This window comes from Clostridium ragsdalei P11 (assembly GCF_001675165.1).
Taxonomy (GTDB): Bacteria; Bacillota; Clostridia; order Clostridiales; family Clostridiaceae; genus Clostridium_B; species Clostridium_B ragsdalei.
The window spans coordinates 1-23,324 of sequence record NZ_LROS01000025.1 but is presented as its reverse complement, the minus strand read 5'-3'; the positions used below and the strand labels follow the sequence as shown (position 1 = coordinate 23,324).

Genomic DNA, 23,324 nt, shown 5'->3' with positions numbered 1-23,324 from the left:
TACTTTGTGATATGTATATATGATAACATGATATATACATAAGTTCAATATCTATTTCTATTTTTATAGTAAATAGATTGATTTTTTAGTATAATAAGTATTGTTATATTATTATTTGCAAAATTTATGGAGGCATACAAAATGTTAAAAAGAACTATTACTGCTGAATTAATTAAGAAATTTAATGAAATGCTATATAAAATACTAGATGATATGGATAATGAAAATTATGAAGGAGCCTTAGATTTAATAGATACCGCCTTTAAAGATATTTTTAGATTGAGCATAAAATTTTTTAATTCCTTATCTCTAGAAAATATAATGGAAATGGTAAAAATTAATGGGAGCATAGTTACAGATAAGTGTATAATCATGGCTAAATTGTTGGAAGAAGAAGGAAATGCCTTGGAGTTCCAGTGCAAATTGGATGATGCTTTTTATATACATCAAAAATCATTAAATTTGTTTTTGGAAGCTTATTTAAATGAAAGCACCAACTGTGATTTAAAAAATTATTTTTCAGATATAGATCCTTTAATAAATAAACTTTGTGAATATAAGCTTTCTTTTACTCTTTTAAGCAAAATAGCGGATTACTATGCAGAGACCAAAAAATATGATAAATCAGATGATATAATCTATGAAATGCTTGAAGAAAATAACCATGATGCAAAATGTGTAAAATTTTCAATAGAATTTTACGAAAAATTACTTTTAAAAACTGATAATGATCTAAACTCTGGGAACCTACCAAGAGAAGAAATAGAAGATTCCTTGTCTTCTTTAAGAAACATGTTACAAAACAAATAAAATCCCACCATGCCGTATTATGAGTTATTTTGAACCCGCCCCAGAGCAGGTGGGAATCTCCTTCTTGCTTCCTGTCTCCATTATAAATGGATATCATTCCACAAGAAGAGTCCGGTTCCCGTTTATAAAATGTTCGGTCAAGACTAACTCATTCCACGCACACAGCAGGAATATTTCTAACTTTATTATACTACACTTTTTAATATTTATGTTTACTCTTTGAATAATTCATATTATTTTATAGATATACCCAATTCTTTTAACTGAGATTCATCTACTACATTAGGAGCTTCCGTAAGTGGACAAAATGCATTCTGATTTTTAGGGAAAGCTATTACATCCTTTATGTTATCTGTCTTTGCTAAAAACATTACCATCCTATCAAATCCATAAGCAAGTCCGCCGTGTGGTGGTGGTCCAAACTTAAATGCTTCAAGCAAGTATCCAAACTTCTCCCAAGCTTTTTCCTGTGAAATACCAATTACTTTAAACATTCTTTCTTGAAGTTTAGTATCGTGTATTCTTATACTTCCTCCGCCTAATTCTTCTCCATTTAAAACTATATCATAAGCTTTTGCTCTTACTCTTCCAGGATCACTCTCTAAATACTGTATATCTTCATCCATAGGTGCTGTAAATGGATGATGTTCTGCCTGATACCTTTGTTCATCCTCATTATAGGATAGAAGAGGGAACTCAGTTACCCATACAAATCTAAACTCATCATTTCCATCCAATATACCTGTTTCTTTTGCCATATGAACTCTGAGTGCACCAAGACTTTCAAATACAACTTTATTTCTGTCTGCAACTATAAGAATAAGATCTCCTTGTATTGCTTCCAATTTATTTAATATATTTTTAGTATCTTCCTCAGTTAAGAACTTTGATATAGAAGATTTAATCCCATCTTCTTTATATGCCATCCATACAAGTCCTTTGGCACCATAATCTTTTACAAACTCAACTAGCTTATCGATCTGTTTTCTTCCCATTTGAGCTGAATTTGGTACCTTTATAGCTCTTACAGAGCCACCAGCTTCAATGGCATTTTGGAACACCTTGAAATCTATATTTTTTACAACTTCAGTTATATCATTTATCTCCATGCCAAATCTTAAATCAGGTTTATCTGATCCATATTTCTCCATAGCAATTTTATAAGGCATTCTCTCTATAGGTAGCTTTACATCCACATTTAGGATTTTCTTAAATACCCTTTGAATAAACTTTTCATTCAAATTGATTACATCATCTTGTTCTACAAAAGAAAGCTCCATATCTATCTGGGTAAATTCAGGCTGTCTATTCGCCCTCAAATCTTCATCTCTAAAGCATTTAACTATCTGAAAGTATCTATCATATCCTGAAACCATCAAAAGCTGTTTAAAAAGCTGTGGTGATTGAGGAAGGGCATAAAACTTTCCATTATAATTTCTGCTTGGTACAAGATAATCTCTAGCACCTTCTGGTGTACTTTTTCCAAGCATTGGAGTTTCTATTTCTAAAAATCCTTCTTCATCTAAAAAATCTCTTACTACCTTTGCAGTTTTATGTCTTGTCATAAGTATTCTCTGCATATCTGGTCTTCTTAGATCCAAATATCTATACTTTAGTCTTATATTTTCAGCTGCATCTAAGTTTTCCTTTATGTATATAGGAGGTGTTTGAGACTCTGAAAATATCTTTATATACTCTCCTTTTACTTCTACCATACCTGTTGGGATTTCCGTATTTGGAGATTCTCTTTTTACAATAGTTCCTGTAGCTGCTATGCAGTATTCAGATTTTACATTATCTGATTTTTCAAAAGCTTCTTTATTTATCTTCTCTCCAAATACAATTTGAAGTATTCCTGTTCTATCTCTTAAATCTACAAATATGAGTCCACCTAAATTTCTTTTTCTCTGAACCCATCCCATTACTGTAATCTTTTCACCTATGTTACTTTCTCTAAGTTCACCACACATGTTGGTTCTCTTTAGTCCATTTAATGATTCTCCCATGTTAACACACTCCGTTTATAATCTAATTAAATCTGAAATTTTGTCTAGTTCTTCTAATTTAATTTCAAATTGATTGCCATCTTCCATTCTCTTAAATTTAGCAATTCCACATTCTAGTTCGTTGTCTCCAAGTATTACTGTAAACCTAGCTCCTATTTTATTTGCATACTTCATTTCAGCTTTTACGCTTCTATTTGTATGGTCACATTCACATCTTACATTTTTTTCTCTCAATTGATTTACTAAATTCAGAGCCTTTAACTTAGCGCCATCTCCCATAGCTCCTACATATAAGTCTATGTATGGTCTATTTGGTATCTCTATTTTATTTTCTTCCAGAGTAAGAAGTGTCCTCTCTATTCCCATTCCAAAACCTACAGCAGGCATTTTAGGGCCTCCAACTTCCTCTATTAGATAATCATACCTTCCACCACCGCATATTGTTATATCATTGTTTATTATTTCAAATACGGTTTTAGTATAATAATCAAGTCCTCTTACTATTAATGGATTTATCTTAAATTCTATATTTACAGCAGACAAATACTTTTGTAGACTTTCAAAGTGCTCCTTACAATCATCGCATAAATAATCAATCATCAAAGGTGCATCTTTTACTATTTCCTTGCAGCTTTCCACTTTACAATCCAGTATTCTCATAGGATTTTTACTAAACCTGCTTTTGCAGGTGTCACATAATGCATCGTAATTTTCCTTCAAGAATTTTTTTAATGCCTCATTATACTTTTTTCTGCAAGTAGCACATCCTATACTGTTTATATTTAATTCAATTCCCTTTACTCCCAGTTCCTTATATACTCGCATAGCCAAACTTATAACTTCAGCATCCAGTGAAGCATTTTCTGACCCAAATGCCTCTATACCAAATTGGTGATGTTCTCTAAGTCTTCCTTTTTGAACATTTTCATATCTTAAAACTGGGGTAAAATAAAATAATTTGGTTGGCTGAACTTCATTATATAAACTGCTCTCCACGAAAGCCCTCACTGCAGGGGATGTACCTTCTGCTTTAAGGGTTAGGCTTCTGCCAGCTTTATCTTGAAAGGTGTACATTTCCTTCTGAACAACATCTGTAGTTTCACCTACTCCCCTTTCAAAAAGTTCCGTATATTCAAATACTGGTGTCCTTATTTCTCTATATCCATAAGAAGCTGCTATATTTTTGAACTTATCTTCTAAATAATGCCACTTATAAGACTCTGTAGGTAATATATCTTTAGTACCTTTAGGTGCTTGTATAGCCATATTAATTTACTCCTTTTTTGTTTTATATTTTCTTAAATTATAGATTATAAGTGAAATTTAAAAGTCCATTTAAAAATTTTAATACAAAGTATTTAAAAGATCTATCTTTTTTTTCACCATTTCATCTATTCTTCTCACATATTCTCCTACATCTTTTATATTAGCCTGTCTTTCGAATCTATTTTCATCTAAAAACATAACTTTTGTAACGGCATCTGCCCCACAAGCTATTATAGTCTGCCTTTCTTCAATCATTTCCACATTATAAAGTCCTCTATGTTTTCCTGATGTATATCCTATATTCTCCATATTACCTACCATATTTTTTTGTCTATACATGTAATATGGTTTCATGTTCATTGATTTAGCCAAAAGTGCAGTTCTTTCATACATGAGATGTAATTCTTCATGACCTGCAATAGAATAACTTATATTATTCACTATGTTTTCATATAACCTAGATGCTCTTTTTACAGACATACCATGCACAGTTAAATTATCTGGCCCAAGTTTTTCAATTTCATCACAGGTTTTATTTACCTCCTCTATTCCTTCTCCAGGCAATCCTACAATCAAATCCATGTTTATGTTGTCAAATCCATATTTTCTTGCCATATGAAACTTTTCCCTTACCTCATTTACTGAATGATTTCTTCCAATAAATTTTAATGTGCTGTCATTCATAGTCTGTGGATTTATACTCATCCTATTTACTCCATATCTTTTCATGGTTTCAAGTTTACTTGAAGTAATACTGTCAGGTCTGCCACATTCTACATCAAATTCTTTTATTTTATAGTCCCGTACAAAACTATTATATATTTCATGCATTAATTTTTCAAATTTTTCATCGTCTATAGAACTTGGAGTTCCCCCTCCAAAATATACACATTCTATATTTAGCTCATGTTGTTTTATGTATTCAGACATTTTTTTTATCTCATAAGTCAAACTTTTAAGATAGGGTTCTACTAAGTCCTTACAACCTTTAATAGGATTTGAAGCAAAGGAACAATAGAGACACTTAGTTGGACAAAAAGGCATCCCCACATATACGCTTATATTTCTGCTGTTCGAATTCACTAAGTTTTTTTCCGAATTTGCTACATCTATACAAAGTTCTGCTTTACTTTTATTACAACAAAAATGTTTATCAAAATATTTTATTATTTCATCCCTGCTCTTGCCATCCTTTATAAATTTTAAAGTTATCTTACTAGGTCTTATTCCAACTAAGGTTCCCCATGGTAAAGTTTTCCCTGTTTTATTGGTAAAATACAAAAATACTGCTTTTTTTATATTTTCCCTTTCGCTTAAACCACTTTCAAATTGCATTTTGCATACGTCATTTTTATCATCTATAATAACTTCATTCTGCAGTAACTCTATATTAAAATTCCAACTTTCATCTTCTACGAAATTTATATCTGCAAAATCATAAAACAAATTGATCATTTGAAATATGTGATATCTATATTCCTTACTATTTAGTTTAACTTTTATCTCCATATCAATTAAAATTGTCATCTCTTTTCTTTATAAAAATCTTAAGTAAAAAATTAAATTATACCAGATCATATGCTGACAAATCTCAACACCGTAAAAACTTTTGACAAGTCTAAAGTTTGGTATTTTGAAAATCTAAAGGAGTTTAGTTAAACTCGTACCTCAAACATACCTAAACTCCTAAGATTTTCTAAAATACCTCACTAAGACTTACGGAAAAGTTTTTAAAGGTGTTTTCTATTTTGTCAGCATATTTCTCTGGTATAGATTTAAATTTCACTTGAATTTTTATCCGATCGCTACCATTGCTAACCCCCATCTTTTTCAAAGTTGGAGATAAGCACTGCTACGCACCTGGATAAGTTCTTCTAATGTTCAGATGGAGAAAAGGTATTCCTTATAAGCAAACTCCACCTGAACCTAAGAATCACTTGATAAATTTATAGACATATTAGTAAAAATTAATTTATTCGCAGGAATATTTTTACATGAATGAATAACATTTAAATATTTTACATATAAGTCTTAGTAAAAAATTTTTTAAAAATCTAAAACTTTTGAATTGTTTGAGGTACGAGTTTTCAAAAGTTCTCAGTATTTTTTAAAATTTTTTGCTTAGACTTATCAAAATATTTAACGTTATGAATGTTGTAAAAATATACGCAGAATAAATTAATTTTCTACTATGGCTATTTAAATCTATAAAAATGGATTATGCATTTTTTCTTCTTTGATAGAAGTTTTAGGGCCATGACCTGGAAATACAACCATTTCATCTGGTAAAGTCATAAGCCTATTTTTTATACTATCTATGATTGCATTAAAATCTCCCCCTGTAAAGTCAGTTCTTCCTACAGAGCTTTGAAAAAGCGTATCCCCTGTAAACACCATGTTTTCTCCTAAGAAGCTCACTCCACCAGGTGTATGTCCAGGTGTATAAAGTGCCTTTAACTTTATATTTCCAAATTCAAACACTTGATTATCTTCAACGTATATGTCAACTTTATCTATAAGCTTTCCATACATAAGTTCTCTTGATTTCATCATGTTATAATCTTCTCTGCTTATTGCTATAGGTGCATTATATTTATTCCTTATTTCCTCAGCTGCACTTGTATGGTCTGCATGGCCATGAGTTAACAATATATATTCTACTTTCGTATTTGAAGCATCTATAGCATCTATTATATTTTTTACATCATCGCCAGGGTCAATTACTACAGACTTACCCTCTTTTTCATCTATCACTATATAACAATTAGCTGCATATGCTCCTACTATGACTTTCCTCAATTTCATAAAAATACCTCCTTATCTTTTCCTACTTTGATAATTAACTCAATTTACATAATTTAAAAATATTGCAAAACAATTTTTTTAAAGAACAAAGTTGAAAGTTCAAATATCAAATAAGGATAATTTTCTTCCTAATGTCAGAAAATATTAAAATCATAGATTTCCTGAAGTACGAGGGAAATCATCTTTATCTGTTCTTTGTTATTTGAACTTTGTTATTTTCAAGAACTTTGCTTCGCAAAATTCTTATATTAAGTCAAAATTCCCTATGTATAAAAATTGAATAATTCACTAAAATTTCTTCTTACTGTCTATCATAATAGTGACAGGTCCATCATTTTCTATACTCACTAACATATCTGCACCAAATTTTCCTGTCTCAACCTTGCCTACTAAATTTCTGCATTGATTTACAAACTTTTCGTATATTTTCTCGGCTTCATCTCCACCCAAGGCTTCTATAAAACTAGGTCTTCTGCCTTTTCTACAATCTCCATATAAAGTGAACTGGGAAATTATAATTAATTCTCCGTTTACATTCAACAAGGATTTATTTAGTTTTCCATTTTCATCTTCAAATATTCTGAGGTTCAATATTTTGTCCCTCATATAAATTATATCCTCATCTGTATCTTCTTTAGATATTCCAAGAAGTACATTTAACCCCTTCTGTATTTGTCCTATAACCTTTCCTTCCACTTCAACTTTAGAACTATTGACTCTTTGAACTACTGCTCTCATAATAACATATCTCCTTAATTTTTGGTCCTATAAACCTGAATAACTCCCTCTAATTTTCTAAACTTTTTCATTACATCTTTTAAGTCATCTACATTTGATATTTTTAATTTTATATCTATAACAGCCAATCCATTTTTTACTGGCTTAGCATTTACAGCATAAAGTGCAGTCTTACTATTACTTATAACTTCCATAGATTCAGCTAAAAGTTTTCCCCTATCTTCAGCTTCTATTTTAATCTGAGCAATATACTCTGCTCCTTTTGGTCTTCCCCAGGAAACTTCAACCACCATGTTATCTTTGTTCTTTAATAAGAATTCTGCATTTTTACAATCCTTTCTATGGATTGACACTCCTCTTCCCTTTGTTATATACCCTATTATGTCATCGCCCGGAACAGGATTACAACACTTGGCAAATCTGACTAACACATTGCTTTCACCCTTTACTATTATCCCTGGAGATTTTTTCTCTGCTTTATGAGACTTACCCATAGGTTGATCCAGATTCTCTTGAATCTTCTTCCAGTCAATTTCATCCATCTTTGAAGTTTTCATATAAATATCTTTTATTCTTGAAACTATAGTAGAAGAGGTTACAGCACCAATTCCTACAGAAGCATACAAATCATCTATGGAATTCATATTGTATCTTTTAAGAACTGTATCTAGGATTTCCTTCTTTGCAATTTCTCCAAAATTATATCCCTGCTTTTTCGTTTCCTTTTCAAGAAGGTCCTTTCCTTTTACTATATTCTCTTCTCTTTTAGCCTTTTTGAACCAGGATCTTATCTTACTTTTTGCCTGATTGCTCTTCGCCATATTCAGCCAATCAATACTTGGACCTTTGGGCGTACTTGATACAAGCACTTCTACAATTTCCCCTGTTTTCAAATGATAGTCAAGAGGTACCATCTTACCACTTACCTTTGCACCTATACAACTATTTCCTATCTCTGTATGTATCTTATACGCAAAATCTATAGGGGTTGCTTCATAAGGTAAATTTATTACTTTTCCATTTGGGGTAAATACAAATACCTCATCTGAAAACAAATCTATTTTAAATCTTTCCATAAATTCTTCTGCATCTGAAGTTTCTCTCTGCCACTCAAGTATTTCCCTTAGCCAGGTAAGTTTCTTATCTATATCATTTGCTGTATCAACGCCCTCTTTATATTTCCAGTGAGCTGCTATTCCATATTCTGCTGTTTTATGCATTTCAAAAGTTCTTATCTGTATTTCAAAAGGTTTGCCCTGAGGACCTATAACTGTAGAATGTAATGACTGATACATGTTTGGTTTAGGCATAGCAATATAATCCTTAAATCTTCCTGGCATAGGCTTATATATAGTATGTGCTATTCCCAGTGCAGCATAGCAATCCTTTACTGTATTTACTAAAATTCTTACAGCAGTTAAATCAAAAATTTGATCTATAGTTTTATTTTTCTTTACCATCTTTCTATATATACTATAAAAATGCTTTGGTCTTCCTTCAATGTCTGAATCTATTCCCGATTTTTTAAGATTATCTTTTAATTGAGATATTATTTCATCAATATATTTTTCTCTTTCTACTCTTTTTTCAGCAATTTTTCTAACTATAAAATAATATTCATTTTGATTTATATACCTAAAAGCTAAATCCTCAAGTTCCCATTTGATTTTAGACATTCCAAGTCTATGGGCAAGAGGTGCATATATGTCAAAGGTTTCTTTTGCTTTTTCTTTCTGTTTTTTTACAGGCATGTATTTAAGTGTTCTCATATTATGAAGTCTATCTGCTAATTTTATAAGTATTACTCTTATGTCATCTGCCATTGCAAGGAGCATCTTTCTAACGTTATCAGCTTGCTGCTCTTCCTTAGTTTTGCATTCTATTTTACCTAATTTAGTAACACCTTCTACTAAGTTTGCAACTTCTACACTGAATTCCCTTTCTATGTCTTCATAGCTAAATTGTGTATCTTCTATTACGTCATGAAGGAGTCCTGCTACTATGGTGCTAGTATCAAGTCCCATTTCTACCAATATATAAGCTACTTCTACAGGATGGCTTATATAAGGTTCTCCAGATTCCCTTTTCTGTTTTTTATGAGCTTCATCGGCAAAATAATAAGCCTTTTCTACTATTTTTTTATCTACGTTATTACAGTTTTTATCTATTAACTCCATTAATTTTTCTAACATACCGATACTCCCTAAAATCAATGGCTGGTTTAACAAACCAGCCATTATTTTTTACTAATATTATATTATATACTAAAAAAACTTGCAATTTGAAATTTTATATATCCTAAACATTATATTTAGTAAGAGAAATTACATCATAGCCTTCTAATTTTTCCCTACCTTTTAAATCCGTCAATTCTATAACAAATCCTATAGTAACAACTTCCCCACCTGCTTGTTCTATAAGTTTCACCACAGAAGCAGTAGTGCCACCTGTTGCAAGCAAGTCATCAATTATTACCACTCTATCTCCCTTTTTTATTGCATCTTTGTGCATTTCAAGTACATCACTGCCATATTCTAAGTCATAACTAACACTAAAAGTATCATAAGGCAACTTTCCTTTTTTTCTTATAGGAACGAAACCTGCACCTATGGCATAGGCTATAGGTGCTCCAAATAAAAATCCTCTTGCTTCAGGCCCTACTACTACGTCAATATGTTTATTTTTTAAATATCTAGCTATTTTATTTACTGTATGCTTAAAAGCTGTTTTATCCTGCAGCAAAGTAGTTATATCTTTAAAACTTATTCCTTCCTTTGGAAACCCATCTATTACTCTTATTTTATCTTTTAAATCCACCTGTAATCCCCCCTAAAAATAACTTAATCATTCCAATAGAAACCTACTTTACAATTATATATTAAATATTGATACATATTCAAGTTTAAGAGATTTTTACCTTTATATAATCTCATTTTTCAAATATTTAGCTATTTGTTCTGCTCTATCCATATTTTCAGTTATAAAAAGCTCTACTGCAATCCTTGCATTATCTATATATCTCTTATTCTTAATTGAACACATCATTTTATTTGACAATTCACATACATTCTCCATATTCACACTAGAAATATCGTTCACTTTAAGCAGTGCCCTTACTCCATAATTATTTGTACATTTTAAATAATACATACCTTCATTTACCATTATCTTATTTTCACCAGTTATATCAATTCCACGAGAAAAAATACCTAAAGCTACAAGATCTAAATACTTACTTATGTACTTCATATCATAATACATTGATATGGCCTGAGATAACTTAAAGGTAACACCTACCGCTGTTAAATCTTTAAATGGATATGTACACTGTTTCTGATTGGGATTCACAATAATGGCTTTCGGCAAAATTTCCCCAGATTTATGGTAATCTGTTATTATAACATCAATACCCAAAGTTTTGCATAACTCTATCTGTGAAATGCTTTGAATTCCACAGCCAGCTGTTATTATAACCTTTGCACCTAAAAATTTTATGTGGTTTTTTATTATATCTGACTTTATACTATAATCATTAATTTTATCAGAAATAAAATATTCTACATCTGCATTTAAATATTTTAACACTAATAACATAAGTGACACCGAAGTTATACCATCCAAGTCGCATGTACCATAAATTACAATTTTTTCTCTCTCATTTACTGCTTTTATTATTCTTTTTAAAGCTTTCTCCATATCCTTTAAAAGAAAAGGGTTATGCATACCTAAAAAATTAAAATCCTGTATATTATCTTTTTGCCTCTCCATAATAAAATCCTCCAAATTTATCGAAAGCACTTATATTATAAATGATATTGTCTTCTATTACAAATACATTATGGTTAGATTATTTGCAATAAAAAAATCCAGAGTACCAATATACTCTAGATTTTTTATTTTATCATATTTAATGTATATTTTATAGCTTATTCACTTACTGTATGCAACTTTTTTTTATTTCGAAGCATATGTTTCTTTATAATTACCCAGCACGGACTAGCTATACATATAGAAGAATAGCATCCTGTAATTATTCCTATAAGTATCGGCTCTGAGAAAATTCTTACAGAAGGCACTAAAACATATACTGATGTTAGAGTTATTACAACAGTCAATACTGTATTTATAGATCTTGCCAATGTCTGAGTTACACTGGCATCTGCAACAACTATAGGTTCCTGTCCTCTCATATATTTTTGATTTTCTCTTATTCTATCAAAAACAACTATAGTATCATGGACAGAATAACCTATAACCGTAAGTGCTGCTGCTATAAAGTTAGAATCTATGGAAACTCTAAGTACTGCGTATACAGAAAGCATTACAAGCACATTGTGAGTTAATGATATAATAGCTGCTATACCAAAACTTAACTCAAATCTTATACCTATGTATATAAACATAGCTATAATTGCCACTATAACAGCTTGCAAAGCTTTGGTCCTTGTTTCTTGCCCTATAACCGCACCTATATTTTCTTGATTCGTCAAACTACTTTTTTTATACTTTGCCTTTATAGCTTTTACAATATTACTAACATCATTGTTAGTTAAAGTGGCAGCCTTTATAGATATAGATTTATTATCTACTTTATTGGATTGAAAATCACTGGAGTATTTCTTTACTATATTATCTACATCCTGTTTATTAAAATCCTGACCCACATTTATTTCAACTACTGTACCGCCTTTAAAATCCAGTCCATATTCAAGACCTTTAGTAGCCATAGTAAATATTCCAATAGCAATTATTATAAGGGATATAGTAAACCATATTTTTCTTTTCTCAATAATCTTATACATATTACTTTACTACCCCCTTTCTAAAGTCATGCACACCAAAGGTTCCAATTGTCTCTTTATGGTTAAACCAACCCATATTAGCTAGTAACTTCATAAGAGTTCTAGTTACCGTTATAGCCGTAAACATACTCAAAATTGTACCTATAATAAGCGTAAGTGCAAATCCTTTTACGGAACCTGTACCAATATTATAAAGGACACATCCTGAAATAATAGTAGTTATATTTGAATCCAGTATTGACGTCATAGCTCTTCTAAATCCCGCATCTACAGAGGCCCTAATGGATTTACCACTTTTAAGCTCCTCCTTAGTTCTCTCAAATATAAGTATATTGGCATCTACTGCCATACCTACTGTTAACAAAAACGCTGCAATACCAGCTAATGTCAAAGTTACATTTACGTTAGCAAAAGCTGCTAAAACTATATATACGTATAGTACAAGTGCTATATCTGCAACAAGTCCAGGTAATCTATAATATAAAAGCATAAATATCATTACTAGTCCTATACCTATTTTACCTGCTAATATACTAAGTGGGAGTGCATTTGCACCAAGAGAAGCTCCTACAGTTTTAACCTGTACTGGTTTTACAGTAACTGGAAGTGCGCCTGATTTTATCAGGTTTGCCTTTGTTTGAGCCTCTTTCATGGTCATGTGACCGCTTATAATAGCTCTACCATCCGTTATATGTGCATCTACCTGCGGATCCGACAGTTTATCCTTATCTAAGTAAATAGTAATTTTTTGTCCCATAAATTTTTGAGTGGCATCTGCAAACTTCTGAGCACCTGATTGAGTTAGCTCCAAATTTATTACACCTTGGCTGCCGTTTTGAGAGTCAATAGAAGCTGTAGCATTTTTTACATCCTTACCTGTAAGTATAGTATTGTTATCCGGTCCAACAAACTTAAGATCACCAGTTTTTGCTACACCATCTACTACTTCTTTTGCATCAAATTTTCCAGGTATATCAATTCTTATCCTGTCTTTTCCTTCTCTTACAGTCGTAGTTTCACTTACTCCTAATTTATTAACCCTTTGTGAAATCATGTCTACAGTTCTATTTACAGTATCTTGATCTACATTTTTAGACTGTATTTCTTCAAGTACAGAAACTCCACCTTGAAGGTCAAGTCCTTTGTTTATTACTTCACTAAATGGCTTCAATTTATATCCACCTAAAGTTACTCCATATGCTCCAGTATAAGCTAAAAAGCCTATTAAAATTACGCATAGAAAGAAAACTACGGTACTTTTCGCCTTAGATTTCATTTTTATCCTCCTTCGTCAATAACCAAATACCTTTATCCTCACCTGTTTACATTAGCAATTATATTACTTAAAAAAAACACCGTCAATACACATATTGCAAATAAAGTAATATGATGTATTAAGTTTTTGTAAATGTTATTACTATTTTTTCAAAATTCTACTTTTAAGTGCAATGGCACACTCAATTCTCTTTTTCTGCATTTTACATCCAAGACTATATGGTATGTTCATATCTTTATTGAAATTGTAATTATTAGCCTGACAGCCGCCACTGCAGTAAAATCTTGCCCAACATTTTCTGCATTCCGGTTTATTGTATATATGAGCAGACTTAAATTGCTTAGGAATGTCTTTCCTCAAGTTGTCAACGTCACTTAAATTTCCCATCTTAAAATCTTCATTACCTACAAATTGATGACAAGGATATATATCTCCATCTGGTGTTATAGCTACATACTCATGTCCTGCCCCACATCCTGATATTCTTTTATATACACAAGGACCGCCTGTAATATCTATATTAAAATGGTAAAATTTAAACTTTCCTCCTTCCTTGTTTCTTCTAATCATTTCATCATACAATTTATCATATTGTTCATAAATAACCGGAAGGTCTTCTTCTCTAAGAGATAATGGATCATCCTTTGGGAGTACAACAGGTTCTACAGATATTTCATCAAATCCCTGATCTGCAAGGTATTTTATATCTTCAAAAAAATCAGTATTGTTTCTAGTAAAAGTACCTCTTGCATAATATTGTTTAGACTTGTCCCTCATTTTTACCATCTTTTTTATTTTAGGCAGTATGGAATCAAAACTTCCACTTCCATCAATTCTAACTCTTACTTTGTCATTTACTTCTTTTCTTCCATCAATACTAAGTACTATATTTCCCATATTTTTATCAAGATAATCCATTATCTCATCGTTTAATAGGGTAGCATTAGTAGTCATTGTAAATCTTATATTTTTGTTGTGCAGCTTTTCCTGCTTCTTAGCATATTCTACAATTTCCTTTACTTCATCAAAGGCCATAAGTGGTTCTCCACCAAACAAATCAACCTCTATATTTTTCCTAGGTCCTGATTTTTCTATGACAAAATCAATGGCCTTTTTTCCTATTTCTGCAGACATGAGTTTTCTTCGTCCTTTGTACTCACCTTCATCTGCAAAACAATATTTGCATCTCAAATTACAATCATGGGCAATATTAAGGCATAATGCTTTTATAAATGAAGGTTCACTTTCATGCTTTTTTGCAATTCCTTCATATAAATCTTTAGAATACAACATTTCTTTTTCAATTAGCTGTTGTATCTCACCATAAGCCTCCTCAACTTCTTCTTTCTTATATTTATCTTTAAGAAGTTCTACCGCCTTTTCAAGTTCTGGCAGTCCTTCATCATCTAAAATATCATATACTAGTTCATCAATTTCATGAAGTGTACCAGAGTTTACATCTATAACATATCTATATCCACCCTGGACAAATTTATGAATATTAGCCAAATTGTTCTCCTCCTAATAAAAGTGTATAATTTTTCGTTATATAAATTTTAGGCAGTAACTATTTTTGTTACTGCCTAAAATTCATATTAGTTTTCACAAGCTAAATTGGCAACTGTGCAAGAAGTTTTGCATGCTGATTGGCATGAATTAGCACATTCCTTGCATCCTGGTTTTTTTAAACTTTCTTTTATATTAGCATTATTTAAAGTTTTTATATGTTTCATACTAAGTTCCTCCAATTAATAAAGTTATCTGTTTGATTATAACATAAACCTATAATAAAATAAAGTTGTCCACAAATGTGAAATTCAAGAAATTCCTTATAAGTTAATTGCGATCATACCTGATAAAGCTCCTACTATAAGGTCAAGCAACAATCGTTTTACTCCATAGGAACTTATAGCTGCAGAGTTTCCAGAGACTACAGAAACTATATACAGTATAAACAAATATAAAAGAGTTACTCCAATACCTACAAGCCATCCTTTTTTACCTATTCTTCGCACTGCATAAATAACCCCATACATTATACTAAGTATGTTTGTAATCACATAAAATATGTATCTTACTCTTGAACCTATATCTATAAAAGTCATTATAACTGCAAAAATTAAAAGTAAAACAACTGTAATTGTAAAACCTCTAAGAACTCCTTCCACTGCAGGAAGATAATTACTACCTTTTTCCAAATTAAAGCACCTCCCATCTAATAGTATTTATGTAGATAAAAGGTGCTTTATACCTAATTTTTAAACTTCTTTTTTTTCTTCTTTTTTTTCTTCTTTTTTTTCCTCTATTTTCTTAGAAGAATTTTCTTGACTTTTAGGTTCAGATAAAATATTTAGTACTCCTGTCTTATCTAACTTTATCCTAACTCTATCTGGTCCTGTTTGAATAGTTATATTTCTATCCTGAATATTTACAACTTTTCCTATTATGCCACCTTTAGTCATAACCTCATCATTAACCTTAAGGCTTTCAAGCATTGCATTATATTTCTTTTTTCTCTTGCTTTCTGGTAGAAATATAAGTAAATAAAAGATTACTACTATAAATAAAAGTGGTGCTAATCTAACCAATGAATCCAATTTTTTCACCTCCTTTTTTTAACAGAGTTTTTAATTTTATTGATTCCATTCCTCGAGCTTTTCCCTTTTATATTTAGGAAAATAGTCTCCATCAATAGAATCTCTTATTTCTTTCATTAAATTATTATAAAAATACAAATTATGAAGCACACATAGCCTCATAGCAAGCATTTCTTTTGCCTTAAACAAATGTCTTATATATGCCCTAGTGTAATTTTTACAAGTAGGACACTGGCATCCTCTGTCGATAGGGAAATCATCCAACTGATATTTGGCATTTAAAAGATTTAGCTCTCCTTGTGATGTAAACACATGAGAATGTCTTCCATTTCTAGCAGGAAGTACACAATCAAAGAAATCTACTCCTCTTTCCACTGCTTCAAGTATATTTGCTGGAGTTCCAACTCCCATCAAATATATAGGCTTATCCTGTGGAAGATGAGGAACTACTTTTTCTATAATTCTATACATTTCCTCGTGAGTTTCCCCTACAGCTAAACCTCCAATAGCATATCCGTCTAAATTCATTTCACTTATTATTTTAGCGTGCTCTATTCTTATATCATCGTAGACACCACCTTGATTTATACCAAACAGCATCTGCTTATTATTTATAGTATCTGGCAAAGAATTCAATCTATCCATTTCAACTTTACATCTTTTGAGCCATCTTGTGGTTCTTTCAACAGAACGTTCAACATAATCTTTGGGAGACGGGTTTTCTATGCACTCGTCAAAAGCCATAGCTACAGTAGATGCCAAATTACTTTGAATTTGCATACTCTCTTCAGGTCCCATAAATATTTTACTTCCATCTATGTGTGAATTAAAATATACTCCCTCTTCTTTTATCTTTCTAATCTTTGACAGAGAAAATACCTGAAATCCTCCAGAATCAGTTAAAATAGGTCTATCCCAATTCATAAATTTATGTAATCCACCAAGTTTTCTTATGATCTTATCTCCAGGTCTTAAACTTAAATGATAAGTATTTGAAAGTTCCACCTGGCATCCAATTTCTTTTAAATCGCAGGTAGAAACTGCTCCTTTTATAGCTGCCAAGGTACCTACATTCATAAAAACTGGAGTTTGAACTACTCCATGAGGTGTAGTAAATTCACCTCTTCTAGCACTTCCCTGTTTCTTTAGTAATTTATACATTCAAACACCTCAAATCTATTTTAAGAACATAGCATCTCCAAAACTAAAAAATCTATATTTTTCTTTAACTGCACAGTTATATGCATTTAGTATTTTTTCTCTTCCACAAAGCGCACTTACAAGCATTATAAGTGTAGACTCGGGTAAATGAAAATTTGTTATAAGTTTATCTACTACTTTATATTTATATCCAGGATATATAAATATATCCGTCCAACCAGATTGTTCTCTGACTCTTCCATTTTCATCTCCAATGGTTTCAAGTGTTCTACAGGAAGTAGTACCCACTGCAATTATACTTCCTCCTTTTTCTCTAGTTCCATTTATCATATCTGCAGTTTCTTTCGTCATGCAGTAGTACTCTGAATGCATATTATGTTCTTCTATATTTTCAACCTTTACAGGTCTAAAAGTTCCAAGTCCAACATGTAAAGTCAAGAACGCAAGTTTTACTCCTCTATCTTCTATTTTTTTCAGCAGTTCCTTGGTAAAATGAAGACCTGCTGTAGGAGCTGCCGCAGAGCCTTCTTCTTTAGAATACACTGTCTGATACATTTCCTTGTCCTCTAATTTTTCTTTTATATATGGAGGCAGAGGCATTTGACCAAGCCTATCAAGTACTTCTTCAAATATTCCTTCATATTCAAACTTAACAATTCGATTTCCATCTTCTTTTACTGAAACTATTTCTGCCTTAAGTTCTCCATCTCCAAAGCCAAACCTACTTCCTACCTTAGCTCTTTTTCCAGGCTTAACTAAAGTTTCCCAGGTATCATCTTCATTTCTCTTTAGAAGTAAAATTTCCATTTTACCACCGCTGCCTTCTTTTGCACCTATAAGTCTTGCTGGCAAAACTCTAGTATCGTTTAATACAAGGCAGTCACCTGGATTCAAATAATCTAGTATATCTTTAAATACCTTATGCTCTATATCACCAGTTTTTTTATCAAGCACCATAAGCCTAGCTTCATCCCTTTGCATTAAAGGATGTTGTGCAATTAATTCCTCTGGTAAATAAAAATCAAAATCTGTAACTTTCAATATTTTCACTCCATTCATCTTGTGTAAATCACATTTTGTCGTCAAACAATGAAGACTGGTTAAAATTTTTTTTAGAATTTGTACTTCTCTTTCTGTTAAAATGCCTATAGGCACTGTCTGATGCCACTCTACCTCTTGGGGTTCTTATTATAAAACCTTTTTGGAGTAGATAAGGCTCATACACATCTTGTATAGTATCTAGCTCTTCTCCTATAAAATAGGCTAAAGTTTCTACTCCCACAGGACCTCCATTAAAATTGTCAATTATGGCTTTTAATATTTTATTGTCTATACTATCAAAACCTTCATTATCAACTTCCATCATTTCAAGAGCTGCTTGACTTGTTTTAATATCTATTACACCATTTCCCTTAACCTCGGAATAATCTCTAACTCTCTTTAATAATCTGTTTGCAATCCTAGGAGTTCCCCTAGACCTTTTTCCTATTTCAAAAGCTGCATCCGTTTCTATTTTTACTTTAAGTATATCAGCTGATCTAACTATAATTTCACTGAGTTCATCTTCTCCATAAAACTCCATAGGACATAGTACCCCAAACCTATCTCTTAGTGGTGCTGTTAAAAGTCCCACCCTTGTAGTAGCACCTATTAAAGTGAATTTAGGTAGATCCAATCTTATAGACTTTGCTGCAGCTCCTTTTCCTATAACTATATCTAGTGCATAATCCTCCATAGCAGGATATAATATTTCCTCTACACTTCTATTTAACCTGTGTATTTCATCTATAAAAAGTACATCCATATCATTTAAACTGGTAAGTATTGCAGCCAGGTCTCCTGCTCTTTCTATAGCTGGTCCCGAAGTAATTTTTAGGTTTCCTCCCATTTCCATAGCAATTATATTAGCAAGAGTAGTTTTTCCAAGACCTGGTGGTCCATAAAGAAGTACATGATCTAGTGCTTCTTTTCTGTTTCTAGCCGCCTCTATAAATATCTTTAATTTATCCTTTACCTTTTTCTGACCTATATATTCATTAAGTCTCTTAGGTCTCAAACTGTACTCATTTTCTGTATCTTCTTTAATGTTAAGGGGGGTAACTATTCTATCTTCCATACCTATCACCTAACCTAATTCATTAAAAATTTAAGAGCTTTCTTTATCATATCCTCAGTAGAACTTTCTTTTGTTTTATCTATGGAAGCTAAGGCTTTATTTCCTTCCTTTTCCGAATATCCAAGTGCTATAAGAGCCTCCAAAACCTCAGTAGTATTTTGAGTTGCATTTATATTGCCAATATTATCCTCTCCATTGGTAATTTCACCTACATCTATCTTATCTTTAAGTTCAAGTATGATTCTTTGGGCGGTTTTCTTACCTATTCCAGGAGCCCTTACCAAGTTTTTTTCATCTTCAGATATTATAGCATATTTTAAATTATTTACGTCACTTATTGATAAAAGTGAAAGTGCTGCTCTTGCCCCTATACCATTTATAGTAAGCAAAAGGTTAAACATACTCAATTCTTCTTTAGTTAAAAAGCCGTACAACCCTATAAAATCTTCTCTCACTATCTGCTGCAAATACAACACTATGTTTTCTCCTACCTTTGGAGTTTTTGCAATAGTACTGCCAGATGTATTTATTTTATAGCCAATTCCATTATTCTCAACTACTATATAATCTTTATTTACACCTTTATATATTCCCTTTATATATTCATACATCTAAAATTCCTCCAAAATATCGAGACTTATTAAAATTAAACAAAGCGTTATATTGTAACATATAATACTTTATCATTTTAAGTACTTTAGTTCAAGTACTGCAATTGGCAATATAAAATTTGCTAAATAACAAATAACAGATAATGATACTTTTTTCACTAACGTCAGAAAGTATTAAAATTATAGATTTCCTGAGGTACGAAGGAGTCATCATTATTTGGACTTTAATCTTTTTTAAATTTTTTAATAATATAAATAAAAAAGCCTCAAAGGCTATTATTCATAGTCTTCAAGGCGTGATTCTGCTTCGTCTCTTGTATTACACTCAAAGTACTTATCTCCCTTAGTTAAAAGCCTTATATCTTCTTCTTTTAATTTGCTTGTCTTTATATCAGTTACATCTCTCTTTTCATTTTCTATAAACATATTCCCCTGATTATCTGTCTTATATATAGCAATTAGACCATTCTTTATTCCAAGTACATATTTATTAGGCTCATATTTATCCACTTCTTTTACAAGTACTACTTCTTTTGCACTGAACTTATTAACCTTATATCCAGCAGTTTTGTATATATTTTCAACTTCATTTTTGGTCTTACCTGCTAATTTTCCAGCCAATTCTTCTTTTTCCGTCTTAAGTTCTCCACTTTTATTATATTTTATTTTAAATATAATTTTAGCTTTTTCAGGAACAGTTGTATTTATACTAGAATTTGTCTTCACAGTGTCATAAGTTTTATTTCCTTGTCTAACTTGTTTTATTTCTCTATCCATGTTTACATTTTGAAATCCAACTACACATATGTAGCAACTTAAACCTAAAATTAAAATAGTAAATATAACTAATACTATTGTACGAACTTTTCTATTATCCATAATATCCCTCCTTTTTGAATATTATGGACACTTATCTTAATTATATACACTATATTAGGATTATTTTAATTTTATAGTAGTATTATTCTTATCGCAGAATAATATTTCATTTTTAATCACAATATTTCCCTGTATATCACTTCTCCATACTGTAATTCCTTTATTTATCAATCTTTTTTCAACTCGTTTATCTGGTGTATTTATTCCATCACTAGTTACAATTGCTACTTTAGGTTGTAACTTATTTAAAAATTCTCTCATTGTGCTGGTATTAAGACCATGGTGCGGCACCTTTAGTACATCACATTTTTTAAGTTGTTTTGTCCTTATCATGTCATTCTCTTCTCTTTTCTCACAATCTCCTGCAAATAAATAATTTAAACTTCCTATTTTTCCTTGAAGTACAATTGAATTGTTGTTCTCTACACTGTCATCTTTAAAGATAGGCCCAACAACTTTAAGATTCATACCATAATGTTTTACACTCCAACCTCTTCTTATATATTCCACAGATACTCCCATTTTAATCAATTTATCTTCTATAGAATATTTAATATTGTTTTCATGATCAGGTAAATATACTTTATGAACCTTTACCGATTTAGCTATATTACATATACCATCATAATGATCATCATGATAATGAGTTAGTATTATCCCTTCTATTTTATTTACATTATTTGAACTTAAATATTTTATAACCCTGTTAGTATAGTATGCAGCTCCTGAATCTATTAAATAATTTTTATTAGCTAACTTTATTAAAGTGCAATCACCTTGGCCTACATCTATAAAATGTACTTCACAAATACCATATTTAGCAAAAGTACTATTACCCATAAACATTATAATAATAAATACCATAACAATTAATTTTTTCTTCAAATTAATACAAGCCTCCATATATTAGGCATTTGAAAAAATAGGCTAGCATACTGACTAGTTATTTTTTTGAAAATGCCTTAATTATTGTATTTATTTTTTGTATAAAAATCAGTTATATTCTAAAGTTTCACAAAAAATAATCTAAGGTATATAAAAGAAAATAACCAGTAAAATATGCTAGATACTGACTAGTTATTTTTTTAAATATGCCTAAGTAAAATATGGTATACTAATAATAAAAATATTTAAACAATAAAAAGGAGTGAAGTTGTTCTTATTAACCTAATAATTCATGGTTGATATAGACATTATAATTATGAAACTTAAAAAAATCATATCTATATTCGTTGTTATTGTTTTAGCATTATACGGTTCATTTTATGTAAGGAATAAATTAATTAATAGGCATAATAGAGTTAACAGAGCTGTAGTAAAAGTCGTTATACCTGAAGGATATACAAATGAACAAATAGGAAAGACATTAGAAAAATCAGGATTAGTTACAGAAAAAGATTTTATAAATCAAGTGGAAAACTGGTCAGATAACAGTTACTGGTTTTTAAAAGGTCTTCCTCAGGACAAACATAGGCTGGACGGTTTTTTATATCCTGCTACATATACTTTTGAAAAAAACACATCAAGTAAAGAAATCATAAATGAAATGCTTAAAACTTTTGAAACAAATATAGAACCAAGTAAAAGTTATATAACTAAAAATAATTTAAGTATAAGAAATGTTGTAATAACAGCCTCTCTAATAGAAAAAGAAGCCCGAAAAGATGTGGACAGGCCAAAGATAGCCAGTGTTATTTACAATAGATTAAATAAAAATATGCCATTACAAATAGATGCAACTATTCTCTACGTAATAGGACATAAAGATAAGGTATATAATAGGGATTTAACTGTAAAATCTCCTTATAACACCTACTTAAATAAAGGATTGCCGCCATCTCCAATATGTAATCCAGGGACAAAGTCCATAAATGCTGCAATTCATCCTGAAAGAACTAATTATCTTTATTATGTATTGGACACTAAGACCAATACACATGTATTTGCAGAAACCTATGCCCAGCATATTAAGAATGTGTCTTTATATGGAAAGTAAAAAAGTTTTTTCTTGAATAACGTTTATATTCAATGTTTAATTATTAATTTACTCAAATTTTCACACATATAAAATTTTGACTTAATAAAAACAATGCGAAGTAAAGCTTGTCAAGTTAAGAATTAATAATGAAGAATTAATAGCTCATAGGCCCCCTCATAAAGCTGGAATAATTAACTCAGTTAATTTAAAATTAATTTAGAGTTTTGAGAGGGGGTTTTTATGAATTTCATAAGAAAATATACAGAAGAAGAAAGAGTG

At 30.9% G+C, this 23,324-nt stretch carries 22 protein-coding genes and 1 other RNA gene; 2 read left to right on the top strand and 21 right to left on the bottom strand.

Features of this window, described 5'->3' with window-relative positions:
* Nucleotides 1-141 precede the first annotated feature (141 nt).
* Nucleotides 142-810 carry a DUF6483 family protein gene (locus CLRAG_RS12165; protein ID WP_065078677.1) on the top strand — a complete coding sequence of 223 codons (669 nt, stop codon included), beginning with the start codon at nucleotides 142-144 and terminating at the stop codon, nucleotides 808-810.
* Here the strand turns inward: CLRAG_RS12165 and ssrS are convergent.
* The 21 genes from ssrS to CLRAG_RS12060 all read right to left on the bottom strand — a co-directional run bounded on the left by ssrS (nucleotide 808) and on the right by CLRAG_RS12060 (nucleotide 21,952).
* Nucleotides 808-984: non-coding RNA, 6S RNA (ssrS, locus tag CLRAG_RS12160), on the bottom strand. The genes CLRAG_RS12165 and ssrS overlap by 3 nt on opposite strands.
* Nucleotides 985-1,043: 59 nt before the next feature.
* The gene (gene aspS, locus CLRAG_RS12155; protein WP_065078676.1) at nucleotides 1,044-2,816 is read right to left on the bottom strand and encodes an aspartate--tRNA ligase; all 1,773 of its coding nucleotides are present in this window, start codon (nucleotides 2,814-2,816) and stop codon (nucleotides 1,044-1,046) included.
* Between the two features lie 15 nt (nucleotides 2,817-2,831).
* Nucleotides 2,832-4,082: a histidine--tRNA ligase gene (gene hisS / locus CLRAG_RS12150; protein WP_065078675.1), complete on the bottom strand. Its 1,251-nt coding sequence runs from the start codon at nucleotides 4,080-4,082 to the stop codon at nucleotides 2,832-2,834.
* Nucleotides 4,083-4,160: 78 nt separating this feature from the next.
* Nucleotides 4,161-5,591 carry a coproporphyrinogen III oxidase gene (locus tag CLRAG_RS12145; protein ID WP_065078693.1) on the bottom strand — a complete coding sequence of 477 codons (1,431 nt, stop codon included), beginning with the start codon at nucleotides 5,589-5,591 and terminating at the stop codon, nucleotides 4,161-4,163.
* Nucleotides 5,592-6,287: 696 nt separating this feature from the next.
* Complete coding sequence (locus CLRAG_RS12140; protein ID WP_065078674.1) at nucleotides 6,288-6,887, bottom strand: MBL fold metallo-hydrolase; 600 nt, start codon at nucleotides 6,885-6,887, stop codon at nucleotides 6,288-6,290.
* 288 nt (nucleotides 6,888-7,175) lie between these two features.
* On the bottom strand, nucleotides 7,176-7,625 hold the full coding sequence (dtd, locus tag CLRAG_RS12135; protein ID WP_065078673.1) for a D-aminoacyl-tRNA deacylase: 450 nt from the start codon (nucleotides 7,623-7,625) through the stop codon (nucleotides 7,176-7,178).
* Nucleotides 7,626-7,639: 14 nt separating this feature from the next.
* Entirely contained in the window at nucleotides 7,640-9,817 is a 2,178-nt protein-coding gene (locus CLRAG_RS12130; protein ID WP_065078672.1) for a RelA/SpoT family protein, read from the bottom strand.
* A gap of 106 nt (nucleotides 9,818-9,923) precedes the next feature.
* On the bottom strand, nucleotides 9,924-10,442 hold the full coding sequence (locus tag CLRAG_RS12125) for an adenine phosphoribosyltransferase (protein WP_065078671.1): 519 nt from the start codon (nucleotides 10,440-10,442) through the stop codon (nucleotides 9,924-9,926).
* Between the two features lie 102 nt (nucleotides 10,443-10,544).
* Nucleotides 10,545-11,393, bottom strand: coding sequence for a DHH family phosphoesterase (locus tag CLRAG_RS12120; protein ID WP_065078670.1), 849 nt, complete (start codon nucleotides 11,391-11,393; stop codon nucleotides 10,545-10,547).
* A 158-nt stretch (nucleotides 11,394-11,551) separates the two neighbouring features.
* Entirely contained in the window at nucleotides 11,552-12,427 is an 876-nt protein-coding gene (gene secF / locus CLRAG_RS12115; protein ID WP_065078669.1) for a protein translocase subunit SecF, read from the bottom strand.
* 1 nt (nucleotide 12,428) lies between these two features.
* On the bottom strand, nucleotides 12,429-13,703 hold the full coding sequence (gene secD, locus CLRAG_RS12110; protein ID WP_065078668.1) for a protein translocase subunit SecD: 1,275 nt from the start codon (nucleotides 13,701-13,703) through the stop codon (nucleotides 12,429-12,431).
* Nucleotides 13,704-13,844: 141 nt separating this feature from the next.
* Nucleotides 13,845-15,212 carry a thioether cross-link-forming SCIFF peptide maturase gene (scfB, locus tag CLRAG_RS12105; protein ID WP_065078667.1) on the bottom strand — a complete coding sequence of 456 codons (1,368 nt, stop codon included), beginning with the start codon at nucleotides 15,210-15,212 and terminating at the stop codon, nucleotides 13,845-13,847.
* Between the two features lie 86 nt (nucleotides 15,213-15,298).
* Nucleotides 15,299-15,436, bottom strand: coding sequence for a six-cysteine ranthipeptide SCIFF (gene scfA / locus CLRAG_RS12100; RefSeq protein ID WP_013240005.1), 138 nt, complete (start codon nucleotides 15,434-15,436; stop codon nucleotides 15,299-15,301).
* Between the two features lie 96 nt (nucleotides 15,437-15,532).
* Nucleotides 15,533-15,901 (bottom strand): TIGR04086 family membrane protein, encoded by a 369-nt coding sequence (locus tag CLRAG_RS12095; protein WP_065078666.1) that lies wholly within the window; start codon nucleotides 15,899-15,901, stop codon nucleotides 15,533-15,535.
* 60 nt (nucleotides 15,902-15,961) lie between these two features.
* Nucleotides 15,962-16,300 carry a preprotein translocase subunit YajC gene (yajC, locus tag CLRAG_RS12090; protein ID WP_065078665.1) on the bottom strand — a complete coding sequence of 113 codons (339 nt, stop codon included), beginning with the start codon at nucleotides 16,298-16,300 and terminating at the stop codon, nucleotides 15,962-15,964.
* A gap of 36 nt (nucleotides 16,301-16,336) precedes the next feature.
* On the bottom strand, nucleotides 16,337-17,461 hold the full coding sequence (gene tgt, locus CLRAG_RS12085; protein WP_065078664.1) for a tRNA guanosine(34) transglycosylase Tgt: 1,125 nt from the start codon (nucleotides 17,459-17,461) through the stop codon (nucleotides 16,337-16,339).
* Between the two features lie 15 nt (nucleotides 17,462-17,476).
* A complete protein-coding gene (gene queA / locus CLRAG_RS12080; protein ID WP_065078663.1) occupies nucleotides 17,477-18,502 on the bottom strand; it encodes a tRNA preQ1(34) S-adenosylmethionine ribosyltransferase-isomerase QueA in 1,026 nt (341 codons plus the stop codon).
* Between the two features lie 28 nt (nucleotides 18,503-18,530).
* Nucleotides 18,531-19,577, bottom strand: coding sequence for a Holliday junction branch migration DNA helicase RuvB (ruvB, locus tag CLRAG_RS12075; RefSeq protein WP_065078662.1), 1,047 nt, complete (start codon nucleotides 19,575-19,577; stop codon nucleotides 18,531-18,533).
* Nucleotides 19,578-19,591: 14 nt separating this feature from the next.
* Entirely contained in the window at nucleotides 19,592-20,188 is a 597-nt protein-coding gene (gene ruvA, locus CLRAG_RS12070; protein WP_065078661.1) for a Holliday junction branch migration protein RuvA, read from the bottom strand.
* A 276-nt stretch (nucleotides 20,189-20,464) separates the two neighbouring features.
* Nucleotides 20,465-21,067 carry a hypothetical protein gene (locus CLRAG_RS12065; RefSeq protein ID WP_065078660.1) on the bottom strand — a complete coding sequence of 201 codons (603 nt, stop codon included), beginning with the start codon at nucleotides 21,065-21,067 and terminating at the stop codon, nucleotides 20,465-20,467.
* A 60-nt stretch (nucleotides 21,068-21,127) separates the two neighbouring features.
* On the bottom strand, nucleotides 21,128-21,952 hold the full coding sequence (locus CLRAG_RS12060; RefSeq protein WP_065078659.1) for a ComEC/Rec2 family competence protein: 825 nt from the start codon (nucleotides 21,950-21,952) through the stop codon (nucleotides 21,128-21,130).
* Between the two features lie 316 nt (nucleotides 21,953-22,268).
* Here CLRAG_RS12060 and mltG point away from each other — a divergent pair, with 316 nt between their 5' ends.
* Nucleotides 22,269-23,063 (top strand): endolytic transglycosylase MltG, encoded by a 795-nt coding sequence (gene mltG / locus CLRAG_RS12055; RefSeq protein ID WP_242872141.1) that lies wholly within the window; start codon nucleotides 22,269-22,271, stop codon nucleotides 23,061-23,063.
* Nucleotides 23,064-23,324: the final 261 nt, after the last annotated feature.